The sequence below is a fragment of the Burkholderia sp. Tr-20390 genome, assembly GCF_017104595.1.
Lineage (GTDB): Bacteria > Pseudomonadota > Gammaproteobacteria > Burkholderiales > Burkholderiaceae > Burkholderia.
Genome location: NZ_JAAGPC010000117.1, coordinates 1 through 16,078, shown reverse-complemented (window position 1 = coordinate 16,078; position 16,078 = coordinate 1). Strand labels below are relative to the sequence as shown.

Annotated in this window: 17 protein-coding genes and 1 pseudogene; 11 read left to right on the top strand and 7 right to left on the bottom strand. The window is 68.1% G+C overall.

The genetic code is table 11. The features are described from left to right. Positions 1-17: 17 nt before the first annotated feature. Together G3N98_RS26385 and G3N98_RS26380 are read left to right on the top strand one after the other, a co-directional pair. The gene (locus G3N98_RS26385) at positions 18-2,240 is read left to right on the top strand and encodes an amylo-alpha-1,6-glucosidase (protein WP_175239428.1); all 2,223 of its coding nucleotides are present in this window, start codon (positions 18-20) and stop codon (positions 2,238-2,240) included. Positions 2,241-2,620: 380 nt separating this feature from the next. Beyond that, positions 2,621-2,872 carry a hypothetical protein gene (locus G3N98_RS26380; RefSeq protein WP_011354368.1) on the top strand — a complete coding sequence of 84 codons (252 nt, stop codon included), beginning with the start codon at positions 2,621-2,623 and terminating at the stop codon, positions 2,870-2,872. A gap of 501 nt (positions 2,873-3,373) precedes the next feature. Here the strand turns inward: G3N98_RS26380 and penR are convergent. Continuing rightward, positions 3,374-4,264: a beta-lactamase transcriptional regulator PenR gene (gene penR / locus G3N98_RS26375; protein WP_089433036.1), complete on the bottom strand. Its 891-nt coding sequence runs from the start codon at positions 4,262-4,264 to the stop codon at positions 3,374-3,376. A gap of 128 nt (positions 4,265-4,392) precedes the next feature. Here penR and blaPEN-bcc point away from each other — a divergent pair, with 128 nt between their 5' ends. Next, positions 4,393-5,313, top strand: coding sequence for a PEN family class A beta-lactamase, Bcc-type (gene blaPEN-bcc, locus G3N98_RS26370; RefSeq protein WP_206149637.1), 921 nt, complete (start codon positions 4,393-4,395; stop codon positions 5,311-5,313). A 478-nt stretch (positions 5,314-5,791) separates the two neighbouring features. On the opposite strand, the gene G3N98_RS26365 is transcribed toward blaPEN-bcc, so the two are convergent. The 3 genes from G3N98_RS26365 to G3N98_RS26355 all read right to left on the bottom strand — a co-directional run bounded on the left by G3N98_RS26365 (position 5,792) and on the right by G3N98_RS26355 (position 7,410). After that, entirely contained in the window at positions 5,792-5,992 is a 201-nt protein-coding gene (locus tag G3N98_RS26365) for a membrane protein (RefSeq protein ID WP_046548390.1), read from the bottom strand. A 567-nt stretch (positions 5,993-6,559) separates the two neighbouring features. Next, entirely contained in the window at positions 6,560-6,928 is a 369-nt protein-coding gene (locus G3N98_RS26360; RefSeq protein WP_206149636.1) for an antibiotic biosynthesis monooxygenase family protein, read from the bottom strand. A gap of 35 nt (positions 6,929-6,963) precedes the next feature. Next, positions 6,964-7,410, bottom strand: coding sequence for a MarR family winged helix-turn-helix transcriptional regulator (locus tag G3N98_RS26355; RefSeq protein WP_206149635.1), 447 nt, complete (start codon positions 7,408-7,410; stop codon positions 6,964-6,966). Between the two features lie 176 nt (positions 7,411-7,586). Between G3N98_RS26355 and G3N98_RS26350 the strand changes: the two genes are divergently transcribed. Beyond that, positions 7,587-8,093: a hypothetical protein gene (locus tag G3N98_RS26350; RefSeq protein ID WP_206149634.1), complete on the top strand. Its 507-nt coding sequence runs from the start codon at positions 7,587-7,589 to the stop codon at positions 8,091-8,093. A 150-nt stretch (positions 8,094-8,243) separates the two neighbouring features. On the opposite strand, the gene G3N98_RS26345 is transcribed toward G3N98_RS26350, so the two are convergent. Then, positions 8,244-9,620, bottom strand: a complete 1,377-nt coding sequence (locus G3N98_RS26345; RefSeq protein WP_089475312.1) for an ATP-binding protein — start codon at positions 9,618-9,620, stop codon at positions 8,244-8,246. Next, entirely contained in the window at positions 9,617-10,279 is a 663-nt protein-coding gene (locus G3N98_RS26340; RefSeq protein ID WP_089433340.1) for a response regulator, read from the bottom strand. Before G3N98_RS26340 ends, G3N98_RS26345 begins: the two co-directional genes overlap by 4 nt. 232 nt (positions 10,280-10,511) lie before the next feature. Here G3N98_RS26340 and G3N98_RS26335 point away from each other — a divergent pair, with 232 nt between their 5' ends. The 5 genes from G3N98_RS26335 to G3N98_RS26315 all read left to right on the top strand — a co-directional run bounded on the left by G3N98_RS26335 (position 10,512) and on the right by G3N98_RS26315 (position 15,160). Then, positions 10,512-10,865 (top strand): NirD/YgiW/YdeI family stress tolerance protein, encoded by a 354-nt coding sequence (locus tag G3N98_RS26335; RefSeq protein ID WP_206149633.1) that lies wholly within the window; start codon positions 10,512-10,514, stop codon positions 10,863-10,865. Between the two features lie 55 nt (positions 10,866-10,920). Next, positions 10,921-11,781: a MurR/RpiR family transcriptional regulator gene (locus G3N98_RS26330; protein WP_089426983.1), complete on the top strand. Its 861-nt coding sequence runs from the start codon at positions 10,921-10,923 to the stop codon at positions 11,779-11,781. A 55-nt stretch (positions 11,782-11,836) separates the two neighbouring features. Next, positions 11,837-12,262 (top strand): GNAT family N-acetyltransferase, encoded by a 426-nt coding sequence (locus tag G3N98_RS26325; RefSeq protein WP_206149632.1) that lies wholly within the window; start codon positions 11,837-11,839, stop codon positions 12,260-12,262. A gap of 194 nt (positions 12,263-12,456) precedes the next feature. After that, the gene (locus G3N98_RS26320) at positions 12,457-14,124 is read left to right on the top strand and encodes an ankyrin repeat domain-containing protein (RefSeq protein ID WP_206149631.1); all 1,668 of its coding nucleotides are present in this window, start codon (positions 12,457-12,459) and stop codon (positions 14,122-14,124) included. Between the two features lie 175 nt (positions 14,125-14,299). After that, positions 14,300-15,160 carry an isocitrate lyase/phosphoenolpyruvate mutase family protein gene (locus tag G3N98_RS26315; protein ID WP_206149630.1) on the top strand — a complete coding sequence of 287 codons (861 nt, stop codon included), beginning with the start codon at positions 14,300-14,302 and terminating at the stop codon, positions 15,158-15,160. Between the two features lie 71 nt (positions 15,161-15,231). Here the strand turns inward: G3N98_RS26315 and G3N98_RS40235 are convergent, their stop codons facing one another. Next, on the bottom strand, positions 15,232-15,360 hold the full coding sequence (locus G3N98_RS40235; protein ID WP_277396919.1) for a hypothetical protein: 129 nt from the start codon (positions 15,358-15,360) through the stop codon (positions 15,232-15,234). A gap of 137 nt (positions 15,361-15,497) precedes the next feature. On the opposite strand from G3N98_RS40235, the gene G3N98_RS26310 reads away from it, so the two are divergent. Together G3N98_RS26310 and G3N98_RS26305 are read left to right on the top strand one after the other, a co-directional pair. Then, positions 15,498-15,764 (top strand): YodC family protein, encoded by a 267-nt coding sequence (locus G3N98_RS26310; protein WP_089426987.1) that lies wholly within the window; start codon positions 15,498-15,500, stop codon positions 15,762-15,764. Between the two features lie 101 nt (positions 15,765-15,865). Then, positions 15,866-16,078, top strand: a pseudogene (locus G3N98_RS26305) (cytochrome P450); the annotation flags it as partial.

Here is a 16,078-nt window from a genome sequence, read left to right as displayed (position 1 = left end):
CCGACACAGGAGCATCGATGCCGAATCACGCTGAAGCCACGACGACCCAGGCGCCGCAAGTCGCGCCTGTTGCCCCGATCGCACCGACGGGCCCCGCCTTCATCGCGCCTGAAGCCGATCCGCAGGCACTGGCGCGCAACAACCAGTACGTGCTGAAATCCGGCGACGCATTCGTGGTCAGCGACGCGCTCGGCGACATCGGCGGTCACGACGACGGCCTGTTCGTCGACGACATGCGCGTGCTGTCGAAGTGGCGCCTGACCTTCGGCGGTCGCGCGCCGTCGCTGCTGTCGGGCGCGACCAGCGCCGACAACGCGTCGTTCACCGCACACCTGACGAACCGTCCGCTGCCGCCGCTCGGCGGCCACGAAACGCCCGAGGGCGTGATCCACATCGAGCGGATGCGCGTGCTCGCGGGCGACGTGCTTTACGAAGCGCTGACGCTGACGAACTACGGCGCGAGCGAAGCCGAGGTGCCGCTGTCGCTGTCGTTCGCGGCCGATTTCAAGGACATGTTCGAGGTGCGCGGCACGCAGCGCCCGAAGCGCGGCACCGTGGCGGCGCCGCGTGTGGACGCGGGCGCGGTGCGGCTGCGCTATGACGGCCTCGACAGCGTCGAGCGCAACGTGACCGTGCATTTCTCGCCGGCGCCCGATGCGCTGTCGGTCGATCGTGCCGATTACACGCTGACGATCGCCGCGCAGGCCTGCGTGTCGATCTACCTGACCGTCGACGCGACGCTCGGCCCCGCGCATGCGGAAGGGCCGGGATGCGGCCGCGTCGCGCTGCGCACCGCGCTCGTCGGCGTGCACCGCGAGATGCGCGCGCGGCGTGAATCGATGGCGCGCGTGAACACCGGCAATCCGCTGTTCGACGCGTGGCTCGACCGCTCGCTCGCGGATCTCGGGCTGCTCACGACGCAGCTCGACACGGGGCCGTACCCGTACGCGGGCATTCCGTGGTTCTCGACGCCGTTCGGCCGCGACGCGGTGATCACGTCGCTGCAGATGCTGTGGCTGCAGCCGTCGCTCGCGCGCGGCGTGCTGCGCTTTCTGGCCGAGCACCAGGCGCGCGAGACGTCCGCATTCCGCGACGCGGAGCCCGGCAAGATCATGCACGAGTTCCGCCGCAGCGAGATGGCCGCGACCGGCGAGGTGCCGTTCGCGCTGTACTACGGCGGGGTCGATACGACGCCGCTGTTCATCGTGCTCGCGGGCGCATACGTCGAACGCACCGGCGACGATGCGCTGATCGACGAGCTGTGGCCCGCGCTCGAGCGTGCCGCGCAATGGGTGATCGACAAGTGCGACCGCAATCCTTACGGACTGCTCGATTACCAGCGTACGTCGGAGCGCGGCCTCGCGAACCAGGGCTGGAAGGACAGCCACGATTCGGTGTTCCACGCGGACGGCCGCTTCCCGGACGGGCCGATCGCGCTCGTTGAGGTGCAGGCGTATGCGTGCGCGGCGCTCGATGCGATGTCGATGTGCTCGCACCGGCGCGGCCACGCGGCCGATGCCACCCGCTATGCGTTGCGCGCGAAGACGCTGCGCGAGCAGGTCGACGCGCTGTTCTGGATGCCGGAAGGCAATTTCTACGGCATCGCGCTCGATGGTCATGGCGACCTGTGCCGCGTGTTCGCGTCGAACGCGGGCCACCTGCTCGCATTCGGTCTGCCCGACGCGGAGCGCGGCGCGGCGGTCGCCGGCGTGCTCGGCTCGGCGCTGTTCCAGACGGGTTGGGGCATCCGCACGCTCGCGGCCGGCCAGCCGCGCTTCAACCCGATGGCGTATCACAACGGCTCGGTGTGGCCGCACGACAATGCGCTGATCGCGCGCGGGCTGGCGCGCTACGGCGACAAGACCGCCGCGGTGAACCTGCTGCGCGCGCTGTTCGAGGCGGCGGTGAGCTTCGAGATGCGCCTGCCCGAACTGTTCTGCGGGTTCCCGCGCCGGCGCGGCGAACCGCCGACCGCGTATCCGGTGGCCTGCCTGCCGCAGGCGTGGGCGGCCGGTGCGCCGTTCATGATGCTGCAGGCCTGCCTCGGCGTGAGCATCGACGCATCGCGCCACGAGGTGCGCGTCGAGCGCCCGGCGCTGCCGGAAGGCGTCGACTGGCTGCGGATCGACGCGTTGCGCGTCGGTGACGAAACCGTGTCGCTCACGTTCCGCCGCGTCGACGGCCAGGTCGTCGCGGCGGCGGAGCAGCCGGGCCGCGTGAAGGTGGTCGCGGTGCTGTAGGGCCTGTTCACGCTAATAACGGGCTTGCGCTGGCCCCCAGAAGGGCCGAGCGCAAGGATTGCGACGAAGCGAATACTCGACGTATTCGCGAGGAGCATGACGCGGCGATCGGCCCTTCTGGGGGCCAGCCCCACGAATGATTTTTTCCAAACAGGGGAACGTGCCTTGCCGGCCGCATTGCGGCGTCGCGCGTCGCTTGTTTGGCTCGGCCAAACGGCGCTCCTTGCTTCTTGCACTGCAGCCGGCAAGGCACGTTCGCAAGCCCGTTATTAGCGTGAACAGGCCCTAGCGCGGCGCGAACGTTGCGCGATGTCGCGCCACGTTCGCGTGCAGCGGCATAGAATCGTGACATGACCCTTGAACGATGGCGGAGGTAGACGATGACGACCGACAACCGGCCCGACGACAGCGAGCACAAGCTCGAGAATCTCGAAGCGGCGGTCGACCACCTGCACAAGTCGATCGAATCGCAGAGCATCGCGGTCGGCGCGGCGAAGGGCATCCTGTTCAGCCTGATCGAAACGCTCGGTGCGCTGATCGGCGATCCCGACCTGCCCGAGCATGCGCGCTCGGGTTACGAGGCGCTGCGCGACAAGGCGAGCGAATTGCGCGGCGGGCTCGACCGGCATTGATGCCCGGATGGCCCGGGCCCCGGCGCCTGCCGCACGGGCCGCGCCGGGGCTGCCCGATTTTGTAGATGAAGCACCAAACCCCGTGCGCTCAAGGAGTTAGGTGGCCGGTACGCAGGATATCCACAAGCTTGCCAACACAATCTGTGGAGAACCGTCCGGCCCCGAGCCGGGTGCGGCGCGGGCCGTGCGAAAGCGCCGGCGCTGCCACAGGCTTGACCTCGCAAGGCCCCTGGATTGAATCCCCTTTTGTATCAGGATGTTACGCGCCGCATGGGAAGGATATCCACAGGCTTGCCAACATATTCTGTGGACAACTCGCAATCGATTGCGTCGCGACAGTTGAGGATCGGGCCGTCGGGGGCCGGCTCGCGACGCCCGTGAACAGAGGCTGCCCGATGTCTGCGTCGGCACGCTAATTCGTGCGCGATCAAGGGCTTAGGTCCCGGGTACCCAGGATATCCACATCCTTGCCAACACTTTCTGTGGACAAGCCGGGCCGGGTCATTCGGCCTGCGCCGTCGCGGCCGCCTCGGCCACGATCCAGTCTCGAAAGAGCGTCATTGCCGGCGTGAGCGGTTTCGACTTCAGCGAAGTGAGCCAGTAGCCGCCGGCACGCACGTCGATGTCGAGCGGCCGCACGAGCAGGCCGAGCTGCAGTTCGCGCGCGAACATGCACGCCGGCGCGAGCGCGACGCCCGCGCCCTGCATCGCGGCCTCGACCATCAGCCGCGACGAATCGAACACGGGCCCGTTGACCGCCCACGGCGCGAGCTGCGCGGCATCGAACCAGCCGTGCCATTCGTCGGTGCGGTACGAGCGCAGCAGCGTTTCGTTCGCGAGATCGGCCGGTTGCGCGAGGCGCCGCGCGATGTCCGGCGCGCATAGCGCGGTGAGCGGCGCGTCGAGCAGGCGCTCGTTGCGCGTGGCCGGCCAGTTGCCTTCCCCGAAGCGGATCGCGAAGTCGAGGCCCTCGGCGGCCAGGTCGACGACGTTGTTGTTGGTCCGCATCCGCAGCTCGACGAACGGATGCGTATCGCCGAACTGCTTCAAGCGCGGCATTAGCCAGCCTAGGGCAAAGGTGCCGACGACACCAAGCGTCAGCACCTCGTGGAAGCGCCCGCCGTCGAACTGCTTGAGCACGGTCTCGATGCGGCTGAACGCGTCGCTGAGCACCGGCAGCAGCGCGCGCCCCTCGTCGGTGAGCCCGAGGCCGCGCGGCAGCCGTGTGAACAGCGTGCAGCCGAGCCGCTCCTCCAGCGAGCGCACCTGCTGGCTGACCGCGGCCTGGGTCACGCTCAGCTCGAGGCCGGCGCGGGTGAAGTTCAGGTGGCGTGCCGACGATTCGAACGCGCGCAGCGCATTGAGCGGAAGATGAGGGCGGAGCTTGGTCATAAGAATTTCTTTTGTCAGCGCTCAATTATCGTTGCTTGTCAGGCAACCGTAAAGTCCCGATAGTGCTGTCTCGCCGGCCGGGCGCGTTCAACATCCTTTCGCTCACATTCCACCACGAGACAACCGACATGACCTACTCATCGAAACGTCGAACCCTGTTGCTGGCCGCGGCGACGGCGCCGCTCGCATTGACCGTCGCCGCATGCGCGTCACGGCAGACCGCGGCGCCGGACGAGGCAACGGCCGCAGCCGTGACACCCGCTGCCGCCGGGCAGATGCTGGCCGAGCTCGAACGCAGCGCGGGCGGCCGCCTCGGCGTGTGCGCGATCGACATCGCGACCGGCCGGCGCGTGGAACATCGCCAGAACGAGCGCTTCCCGTTCTGCAGCACGTTCAAGGCGATGCTGAGCGCGGCGGTGCTGGCGCAGAGCGTCGATCGACCGGCGTTGCTGCAACAGCGCGTGACGTACACCCGGGCCGACCTCGTCAACTATTCGCCGGTGTCGGGCAAGCATGTCGACGACGGCATGACGGTCGCCGCGCTGTGCGAGGCCACGATCCAGTACAGCGACAACTCGGCCGCGAACCTGCTGATGAAGCTGCTCGGCGGCCCGTCGGCGGTGACGGCCTATGCGCGCTCGATCGGCGACGACACGTTCCGGCTCGATCGATGGGAGACCGAACTGAATACCGCGCTGCCGGGCGACCCGCGCGACACGACGACGCCGGCCGCGATGGCCGCGAGCATGCGCGTGCTGATGGTCGGCGAGGCGCTGCCGGCCGCGCAGCGTGCGCAGCTCGTCGCGTGGATGCGCGGCAACAAGGTCGGCGACAAGCGGATCCGTGCGGGCGTGCCGGCCGGGTGGACGGTCGGCGACAAGACGGGCACCGGCGACTACGGGACGACCAACGACGCGGGTGTCATGTGGTCGCCGTCGGGCGCGCCGGTCGCGCTGGCCGTGTACTACACGCAGGCGCGTGCCGATGCGCGCGCGAAGGACGACGTGATCGCGTCGGTCGCACGCATCGTGGTCCGGGCATTCGGTTGAGGCGGGCGGCACGCCGTGCGTGACGCGATCCGCATGCATGCCGTGCCGCAACCGTGACCCGCGTGATCAAACGTTGTGCGATCAACGACTTAGGTCACGCATGCTCAGGATATCCACATGCTTGCCAACAAAAAGTGTGGACAAACCCGCGCGCGGCCGCATCCGGCGTGGCGCGGGCCGCCGTGCCGCATTTGAGGCGGCGCGGACAAAGTCTTTCGGATCAAGCGCTTGGCCTTGGTATGCGCAGGCTATCCACATGCTTGCCAACACAATCTGTGGACAAGCCGGTTCGCTCGCGCGGAAGGCGCCCGTCATGTGGCGAATGGGCGTGCGGGCGGCACTTTCCCGGCCGCGTGCCGCATTTGAAGCGGCGCGGACAAAGTCTTTCGGATCAAGCGCTTGGTCGCGGTATGCGCAGGCTATCCACATGCTTGCCAACAAAATCTGTGGACAAGCCTGGCGGCCGCGCTGGCGACGATCAGGGCTGCCGATCGTCGACGGTGGGCCAGCGCGCGAACGCGAACACCCACAACATGATGAAGTTCAGGACCGGGACGAACATCGTCAGGATCCACCAGCCCGAATGCCCGGTGCGCCGCACGATGCGGACGTACGGATAGATGACGACGGCGACCAGCACGAGTGAGACGACCAGCTGCCACGCGGTGAAGTGTTCCATGGTCTTCCTCGGAGTGAGGTGTCGTGGTGCGGCACCGGCGGAACGGCCGGCCCGTTGAGCCGTCGCGCGAAGCCGATGATGCGCGGCCGCGTGCGGCTCGCATGATCTTGACGCGTGGCGGGCGCGAGCGTCAAGGCGACGGTGATGTGCTGCTGTTGCGCGGGATCGTGCGCTTGCGCGCGGGCCCGGGCCGCAGGGTGCCGCAACCGTGACGCCGCGCATGAACCGTAGCCCGATCAACGGGTTAGCGCAGGCGTGCGCAGGATATCCACAAGCTTGCCAACAAAATCTGTGGGTAAGTGGCGCCGCGCAGGCGCGTGTGAACCGATTGCGGCGTGCATCGTCGTGGCGTCGTGATGCGAAGTGCGGCGAAGTGGTGTATGCGCTGGCCATCAGCTGGGCCTCGTCTGCATCACGCGTGCCAAAGTCCGTCGGATCAAGGACTTGGCGTTGCGGTGCGCAGGATATCCACAAGCTTGCCAACATTTTCTGTGGAGAAGTCCGGGTGCGTGAGCGACGCGCGACACCCCCGCGAATGCCGCGCGTTGCCTCGATTCCCGCGTGTCCTCACGCCGTGCAGATACCGGCCACGCCGACCTTCTGGAACAGGTGCGGGCTCGCGACGGCGGACGACGGATAGGCCGACAGCTTGGCGACGAACTCCGGATGCGTGAAGGCCGCGCGAAACGCGTCGGTCGATTCCCAGATCGCGTAGTTCAGGTAAGTCGGACTGTCGCCGAGCGCGCGATGCAACTGGGTCGAGATGAATCCGGGCTGCCGCTTCATGAATTCGGCGTCGTCCTTCCACACGGCGAGAAAGTCCGCTTCGTCGGCGGTGGCCAGCGTGAATACGTTGACGAGGACGACCGGCTCCGCGTCGATGGCGATCTGTTGCTGGATCGGAAAGGCCGGATCCATCGGCTTGAAATGAGGCATGGGAACTCCTGTGGGTGGGTGGGGCGGTTGCGCGCTCACGTCAGCACATCGGCGCCATGCGCGCGGGACATCGCCGACAGCACGCGGATCGCCGCATCCAGGTCAGCCGAACTGAAGTCGCCGGCGATGCTGCGGACATGCTGTTGCCACTGCCCGACCACGGCCTGATAGGCCGCCTCTCCGCGTGGCGTCAGCGCGTACAACGGGGAACGCTTGTGTGCCGGATTGGGTAGCGATTCCACCAGCCCTTCGTCGGTCAGCACGTTGACCTGTTTCAGCACCGCCTGCCGCGTGATGCCCATCGCGTCGGCGATCTGCGGGATGTTCGGGGCTTCCGGCGCCAGCGAGATGGCGCCCAGCACCTGCCAGCGCGCACTGGTCAGGCCGTGCGGCCCGGCAAAGGTGTTGCCCCATTCGATCAGCAGGCCGTTCAAGCGGAATACGGACAGCGCGACGGTGGTCAACTTCGCGGATTTCGTCATGTTCGATACGCAGGATGAATTGACAACTACTTTACTTATTGGACAACTGGTTGTCAATATGGCGAATGAATGCCGTGGAACGAGACCGGGTGGGTAAACTGGCGACGCGATCCGGCACCGGTAACATTTGCCGCGCCGGATGGCCGGCCAACAATAAGGAACCTGGAGAGAAATCAGTGAGAACGATCTGGAAATCGATCGCCGTGCCGTTGATGGCGGCGGTATGCGGCACGAGTGCGCATGCCTGTCAGCCGGCCTACCGTCACACCGAGTATTTTGGCGAGCGCACCTACCTGAGTGAAGAAGTTCGCGACAAGGTGCTCGACGACATCCGTGCCAATCACTACACCGTCATCGAGCCGCAAATCGGCTTGCTGTTCTACCCGATCGTCAGAAAGGGCGACGCGATCTACCTCGGCAACCAGCCGATCGCGACGGAGAAGGACTCGTTCTGGTATCTCGGGCACGGCTATTACCAGTTGAACGGCCAGCTCTATTACATGGGCGAGCGAGTCGGTGCGTATCCGGGCGGCGGTACCGTCGTCGTTCATGTCGAGGATCGCACGCGCCCCCGGCCGGACGACTATCCGAAGGGGCGACTGTATTGCCGCGCCGAGCATCACGCCAGCATCCTCGAAACCTCGACCGGCCTGCGGATCGAGCGAATCGTCGACGACAACTGAATCGGGTGGTGAGCTGACCCGGCCTGGCGCATTTGCCGCGCACGACCGGCAAACCCTTTCCGATCAATGGCTTGGTGTCGTTAATGGCAGGTTGTCCACAAGCTTGCCAACACAATCTGTGGAAAAGCCACACGTCGTGCGTCGCGCGCGTCAGGCCGGCTGCGGAAAGCGCACCGTGACGGTCAGCCCGCGTCCGCCGTGCGTGGTGCCGAGCGCGACCGTCGCGCGATGCTGTTCGGCGATCCGCTTGACGATCGACAGCCCGAGCCCGCTGCCCGACGACGTGACGGCCTGCGCGCCCTCGCCGCGATAGAAGCGCTCCCACACGTCGTTGCGTTCGGCTTCCGGGATCCCGGGGCCGTCGTCGGCGACTTCGAGCACGGGCGTCGTGCCGTCGATCCGCGCGGACACATCGACGCGCGCACCGGCGCCCGCATAGCGGATCGCGTTGTCGACGAGGTTGTTCAGCAGCACGCGCAACGTGTCCGCATTGCCCGACGTCATCACCGGCGTCGATACGATCGCGCCAAGATCGATCCGGTGCGCGTCGGCGACGCGCGTGCGATCCGATACCACCGACCGGCACAGCGCGGCGAGATCGACGGGGGCCGACGCGGAGGCGGCCGCCTGCGCGTCGGGTTCGAGGCGCGCGAGCGTCAGCAACTGCTCGGCGAGGTGGCCGAGGCGTGTCGTGCCCGCCTGGATCTGCGCGAGGATGTGCTCGCGTTCCTCGGCGGTCGCCGCGCGCCGCAGCAGCTGCGACTGGATCGACAGCCCCATGATCGGCGTGCGCAACTCGTGCGCGGCATCGGCGATGAAGTGGCGCTGCAGCGTGAACGAGCGGTCGAGGCGCGCGAGCAGGTCATTGATCGCTTCGGCGAGCGGGCGGACTTCGTTCGGCATCGCGCCCACGTCGACCGGTTCCAGATTGTTCGCATTCCTGCGTTTGAGGCCGGATGCAATCGTGCGCAGTGGCCGCAGCCCCGCGCCGATGCCGAACCACAGGCCGATCGCGAGCAGCGGCAGCATCGAGAAGACCGGCCACAGCAGATGCACGGCGATGCCCGCGATCGCTTCCCATCGCGCGTGGCGTGCCTGCGCGAGCCGGATCGTCGTGCCGCCGCGCTCGGTCACATAGGTGCGCCACGGCTGGCCGTCGACGTCGACGCTCGCGATGCCTTTCTGCTCGGGCGGCGGCAGTTTCGAATCGCGGTCGGTCGAATACACGAGCGCGCCGTTGCGCCACACCTGCAGCAGCACGGCGTCGGGATCGCTCGCTTCGAAGCCGTGCTTGCCGTTGCCGTGGTTGCTGAACGACAGCTCGCCGTTCGGGCCGACGACGATCTGCTTCGACATGCTGCGCATCTGGTCGTCGAGCAGGTCGTCGAGTTCGCGCAGCGCGCCCCAGTAGGTGCCCGCGCTCGCGACGAGGCCGATCACGCACGCGGCCGGCATCAGCCACGTCAGCAGGCGCCGCCGCAGCGACGCGTTGCGCCAGCGCGCGATCGCCCGTTGGATGCGCGTCATGCGCCGTCACCGATCCGGTAGCCGACGCCGCGCACCGTGCGGATCATGTCGTGGCCGAGCTTCTTGCGCAGGTTGTGGATGTGCACCTGCACGGCGTTGCTCTCGATTTCCTCGCCCCAGCTGTACAGCCGCTCCTCGAACTGCTCGCGCGAGATCACCGCGCCCGGGTCGCGCATCAGCTCGTGCAGCAGCACGAACTCCTTCGGCGACAGCGGCACTTCGTCGTCGTTGAGCCAGACGAGGTGCTTGACGGGATCGAGCCGCAGCGGGCCGATCACGAGCGTCGTCTGCGCGCGGCCCGCGTGGCGGCGGGTCACGGCGCGGATCCGGGCGAGCAACTCGTCGAGCTCGAACGGCTTGACGAGATAGTCGTCCGCGCCGCTGTCGAGGCCCGCGATGCGGTCGGGCACCCCGTCGCGCGCGGTGATGATGATCGCGGGGAGGGTCTCGTCGCGACGGCGCAGCGCGGCGAGCACCGACAGGCCGTCGCGGTTCGGCAGCCCGAGATCGAGCAGCAGCAGGCCGTAGCCGGTCGCGCGCAGCGCGAGCGACGCGGCTTCGCCGTCCTTCACCCAGTCGACCGCGAAGCCTTCCTGTTTGAGGCCCTGTTCGAGCCCGCTGCCGATCAGCGGATCGTCCTCGACGAGCAATACGCGCATGAATTGGTGTCTCTTCAACGGGGTGCCGTGGCACCCGGGGTTCCCATGATAAGCGCCCGTGTCTTAGGCGCAGCTTAAATGCGGGCGGCGCGCGGCGGGCGCTCCCATGCGTCCGATGCGGCACCGCGTCGCTTTCGGGCGACCTTCAGGTTTGCTTAATCTTACGGTCCGTAATCTGGCGCCGTCGCGTTCAACGGGGCGCGGCGTCACATCCCAGAAGAGGACCACGATCATGAAACACCTGGCCAGAATCCTGACGGTTGCGCTCGCCACGCTGCCCGCCGCCGTCTACGCGCAATACACCGGGCCGTCCGCGCTGACCACGACCACCGTGAAGGAGCTGCTCGCGAACGGCAAGGACGACCAGCACGTGCAGCTGCAGGGCCGCATCGTCAAGCATGTCGGCGGCGAGGATTACGAATTCGCCGATGCGACCGGCACGATCCGCGTCGAGATCGACCGCAAGCTGTGGGCGGCCGGCCAGACCGTCAGCGACAAGAACGAAGTGAAGGTGACCGGCGAATTCGAGCGCAAATGGTCGGGCAGCGTGAAGGTCGACGCCGATCACGTCGAAGTGCTGCGCTGACCGGTGCGCGCGGGGCCGGTGATACCATGGACGACCGGTTCCCGCTCCCACCAAGATGGCCGCCAATTTCGACGAACTCGCGTCCCGGATCCGGGCGCAATTTTCCGAGCTGAGCCCGCAATTCCAGGCGGGCGCTGCCTTCCTGCTCGATCATCCCGACGAAGTCGCCACCTCGTCGATGCGCAAGGTCGCCCAGCGCGCGCAGGTGCAGCCCGCCTCGCTCGTGCGGCTCGCGCAGCAATTCGGTTTCCCCGGCTGGAACGAGCTGCGCGACCTGTGCGTGGCACGCGTGCGCACGCGCCCCGAGCCGCTCACGCAGCGGGCGCGCTCGCTCGTGCGGCCCGACGCGCAGGCGTCGCTCGCGCACGACCTGCTCGCCGCGCAACAACACAACCTGTCGGCCACCGCCGCGCAGAACGAGCACGCGCTCGCCGATGCCGCGAAACTGATCCGCAAGGCGTCGCACGTGCACGTCGCGGGGTTTCGCTCGTGTTATCCGGTCGCGTTCGGCTTCGTGTACGGCTACCGGCTGTTCCGTCCGACCGTGTCGCTGCTCAATGGCGTCGCCGGTTCGCTCGAGATGGAGCTGCGCACGATCGCGAAGCAGAGCGTGACCGTCGTCGTCAGCTTCGCGCCGTATTCGCAGGAAGCGACGCGCGTCGCGCAGGCCGCGAAAGCGCAGGGCAGCCGGATCGTCGCGATCACCGACAGCGCGGTGTCGCCGATCGCACTGCACGCGGATGCGCAACTGATCTTCACGCACGACAGCCCGTCGTTCTTTCCGTCGCTGGTGGCCGCGCATGCGATGGCCGAAGCGCTGGTCGCGCAGTTGCTGGCGCTCGAAGGCAGCGATGCGATCGCCGCGCTCGAGCGCACGGAAGCGGAGCTGCACGCGAAGGGCGCGTACGTCGTCTGACGCGGTGCGTGCGGCGTCGCCCCTTCCTCATTCAGGATTCAAGCGGATTCAACCGATGACGTTCACATACGAGGTGACGGACGCGGGCGACGCGAACGTGCGCAAGCAGATCGTCGCGCCGCTCATCCGGTTCAACGAAAGCCAGGCGGGCCCGCTCGACGCGCGTCCGCTGGCCGTGGTCGTGACCGACGGCGAGGGCGCGGTGGTCGGTGGCCTGTGGGGCAGCACGGCGTACGGCTGGCTGCATGTCGACCTGCTCGTGGTGCCCGAGGCCGCGCGCGGCCAGGGCGCGGGTACGCGCATCATGGATCTGGCCGAGGCGGAGGCCGTCGCGCGCGGCTGCCACAGTGCGTGGCTCGACACGTTCGACTTCCAGGCACGGCCGTTCTACGAGAAACGCGGCTATGTCCGCTTCGGCGAGTTGCCGGATTATCCGGTCGGACACGCGCGCATTTTCCTGACGAAGCAGCTCGCGGGCTGAGTGTCGCCCGCCGCATGGCGCGGCGCGGTTGACGACGTCGCCGGCCGTCGCCTAGGATACCGGGCAGCGATGCAGGTCGCTTCCGGGTCCGCGGAAAGGGTTGAACCCACCTGTCGCAGCGAATTCAGCTTTCCCCCTGTCCTTTGTGCTGGCGGTATTGCGGACCTTCGGCCATTCACTGCACGAGGATTCGCATGAAAAAGCTGCCTCCCAACGCCCATCCCGATCATCTGAAAAAGCAGGCCAAGGCATTGTTGCGCCTGTACCGGCAAGGCGACGCCGATGCCGTCGCGCGCTTTGTCCGGTTTCTCCCTGCCGCCGCGAACCGCACGCACGACGAAGCGCTCGCGCTCGGGCTTCGGCTGCATGACGCGCAATCGTGCATCGCGCGCGAGTACGGCTTTGCGTCATGGGCCGATCTCGGCGCGTTCGTCGAAACGCATGCGCTGGCGGGGCAACAGCGCGCGCAGCTGGTCCGGAGCTGGCTCGACCTGGCGTACGGCGGCGACGTGACCGGTGGCGTCGACGCGCCCCGGCCGCGCGTCGCCGCGCAATTGTTGCTCGACCATCCCGAGCTCGTCGCGGACGATCCGACCATCGCGTGCGCGGCCGGCGACCTCGACGCCGTGAAGGCGGCGCTGGCCGCCGATCCCGGCTGGATCGCGCGCGCCGGCGGCGCGTTGAAGCTGCCGCCGCTGGTCGCCGTCACGCATTCGCGGCTCGGGCAGCTCCCCGAGTTCGCCGCCAGGCTGCGCGCCTGCGCGCGTCTTCTGCTCGATGCCGGCGCTGATCCGAACCAGCGGATCGGCAACCGCTTTCCGCCTGCGTCGCTCGCCGAACCCGACGAAGCGGGGCCGCTGTCGGCGCTGTACGGCGCGGCGGGCGTCAATCGCGATCCGGTTCTCACCGCGATGCTGCTGGAAGCCGGCGCCGACCCGAACGACGGCGAATCGCTGTATCACTCGGTGGAGCATCCGGCCTGCACGCGCGTGCTGCTCGAACACGGCGCGCGGGTGGGCGGGACGAATGCGTTGCGGCGCGCGTTCGACATGCGCGATGCCGACGCGCTCGAACTGCTGCTCGCGCATGGCGGCGACCCGAACGAGCCGCCCGGCGCGGGGCTCGCGCAGACCTGGGGCGCACCGTTGTTGCGGGCGATCGGCGTGCGCTGCTCGGCGCGCCACGTCGCCGCGCTGCTGGCGGCCGGCGCCGATCCCCGCGCGCAAACGCCGACAGGCATCAGTGCGTACCGGCTGGCGATGCAGACCGGGCTGTCCGACGTCGCGACCTTGTTGCGGGCGGCCGGCGCGGACGAGGCGCTCGACGCGGCGGACGCGTTCGTGGCGGCCTGCGCGCGCGCCGACGCCGACGATGCGCGGCGAATCCAGGCGCGGCATCCCGAACTGCCCGGCGCGCTGCCCGCTGAACGGCTGCGGTTGCTGCCGGACGCCGCGGCATGGGGTTCGGGCGACGCGGTGAAGGTCATGGTCGAACTGGGCTGGCCGATCGCCGCGCGCGGCGGCGACTGGGACGCGAGCGCGCTGAATCACGCGGTGTTCCGCGGCGACGCGGGCTTGCTCGCGTTCCTGCTCGCGCACGGCGCGAACTGGCGCGACCAGCACGGGTTCGGGAGCGACGCGCTCGGCACGTTGTCGTGGGCATCCGTCAACGAACCGGAGCAGGTCGGCGCGGCCGACTGGGAGGCGTGCGCGCGGGTGCTGCTCGCGCACGGCGTGCCGCACGCCACGCGGAGCCCGTCGAATCCGGACGACGTGCTGATCGACGGCCGCGCGATGCGCTTCTCCGAGGCCGTCACCGACGTGTTGCTCGGCATCGACGGCGGCCCGGCCGCATCGATCTGAACAATCGTGGGCCGGCGGCGGGCAGGCGGCGGCGCCGGCCCGCTCGTGGCCGGCTGCGGGCGTACGGTCGGCGTGCCGGGTTTTCCCGGTCGCGCGACGACATTTCGGCGAACGCTGAAACGTCGCGTGCACGACCGGCGTAAGCTCGGTCGTCAACTTCCTTCCGGAGTCCGCGATGACCCGTTCCGACCTGCAAGCCCGCCAAGCCGAAGCCTTCCGCGCCCTGCATGCGCGCCCCGGCGCCTTCATCATCCCGAACCCGTGGGACGCCGGCACCGCGCGCCTGCTCGCGATGGCCGGCTTCGAGGCGCTCGCGACCACGAGTGCCGGCTACGCATTTTCGAAAGGGCAGCCCGACAACGCGATCGACCGCGACGCGATGCTCGATCACATCGCCGAGATCGTCTCCGCGGGCGGCTTGCCCGTCAGCGCGGATCTGGAGAACGGCTTCGGCGACGCGCCCGACACGGTGGCCGAAACGATCCGGCTCGCGGCCGAGGCCGGCGCGGTGGGCGGCTCGATCGAGGACGCGACGGGCCGCGCCGATGCGCCGATCTATGCCCGCGAAGCGGCGATCGAGCGTATCGCGGCGGCCGTCGACGCGGCACGCGCGCTGCCGTTTCCGTTCACGCTGACGGCGCGCTGCGAAAACTACCTGCATGGCCGCCACGACCTCGCCGACACGATCGCGCGGCTCGTCGCCTATCGCGACGCGGGCGCCGACGTGCTGTACGCGCCGGGCATCACCGATGCGAACGACATCGCGGCGGTGACGCAGGCGGTCGGCGCGCCCGTGAACGTCGTGATGGGGCTGCAGGGCGGATTGCTGAGCCTCGACGCGCTGGCGGCGCTCGGCGTGAAGCGCGTGAGCGTCGGCGGCGCGCTGGCGCGGGCCGCGCTCGGCGCGTTTCTGCGCGCGGCGAAGGAGATGGCGCAGGACGGCACGTTTACGTTTACGCAGGCTGCCGTGCCCGGGCGCGATATCAACCGCTGGTTTGCGTCACCCGATAATTCGCCGGTTTTATTCGGGGAATGAGCGCAGATAAATCGTGGGATCGTTTCCAGTCGAAAGCTGATTGACAATAATCAACCGATTTCGCGTCTGAATTAAACATCGGTGACGACGCAAAATACATCGTCTATTCTCCGCATTCCCGCCCGTTCGGCCGGCACCGGCGCACAAACCGCGCCGGACCGGGCGACCGGGCGCTCGCCGGGCGCGTCGATGCCGCGCATTGTTGCATTTCCTCGGTCAGTATGTTTTTGACTGCGGGAGTTGCCGGCTGATTATTTGATTGATAATCTGCGGCACGTTCGAAAGGACAGTGGGTGGTCCGCCGGGAATATCGATATATATAAATGCTGAGAGAGCGATGACGAACCGAGAAAATCAACGCGTCAGGTTTCGCGTCGGCGATGTCGTGACGCTGAAGACGGGCGGGCCGCGCATGACCGTCACCTATGCCGGGCCGGTCGTATTCGACGACGGCGACTGGCTGATCTGCCAGTGGTTCGACGAAAACGGCGAATTCCGGCAGGAAATGTTCCCTCACGACACCGTGGTGGCCGAGCCGCGCGCGATTTCGGCCGGGCGCGTCCGCATGCGGATGCAGTCGCATCGCTACCGGTCGGCTGCCTGACGATCCGCTGTCGTCGCGATGCCGCCACGCCCGATACCCGCGCCGCGACATTTCACGTCAACCCGAAACATGCGGCAGCGCACTGCACCGATACTGTCCGCATGAACCCGACCGATCCCATCGCAGCGGTCACGCACCGCGATCCCTATCCCTACTATGCGGCGCTCGTCGACGGGCCGCCGCTCGCGTTCGACGCCACGCTCGGCCTGTGGGTCGCGAGCCGCGCGGCCGCCGTGACGGCCGTGCTCGGCCATCCGGCCTGCCGGGTTCGCCCGCTGGACGCCCCCGTGCCGCCCGCATTGCGTGGCACGACG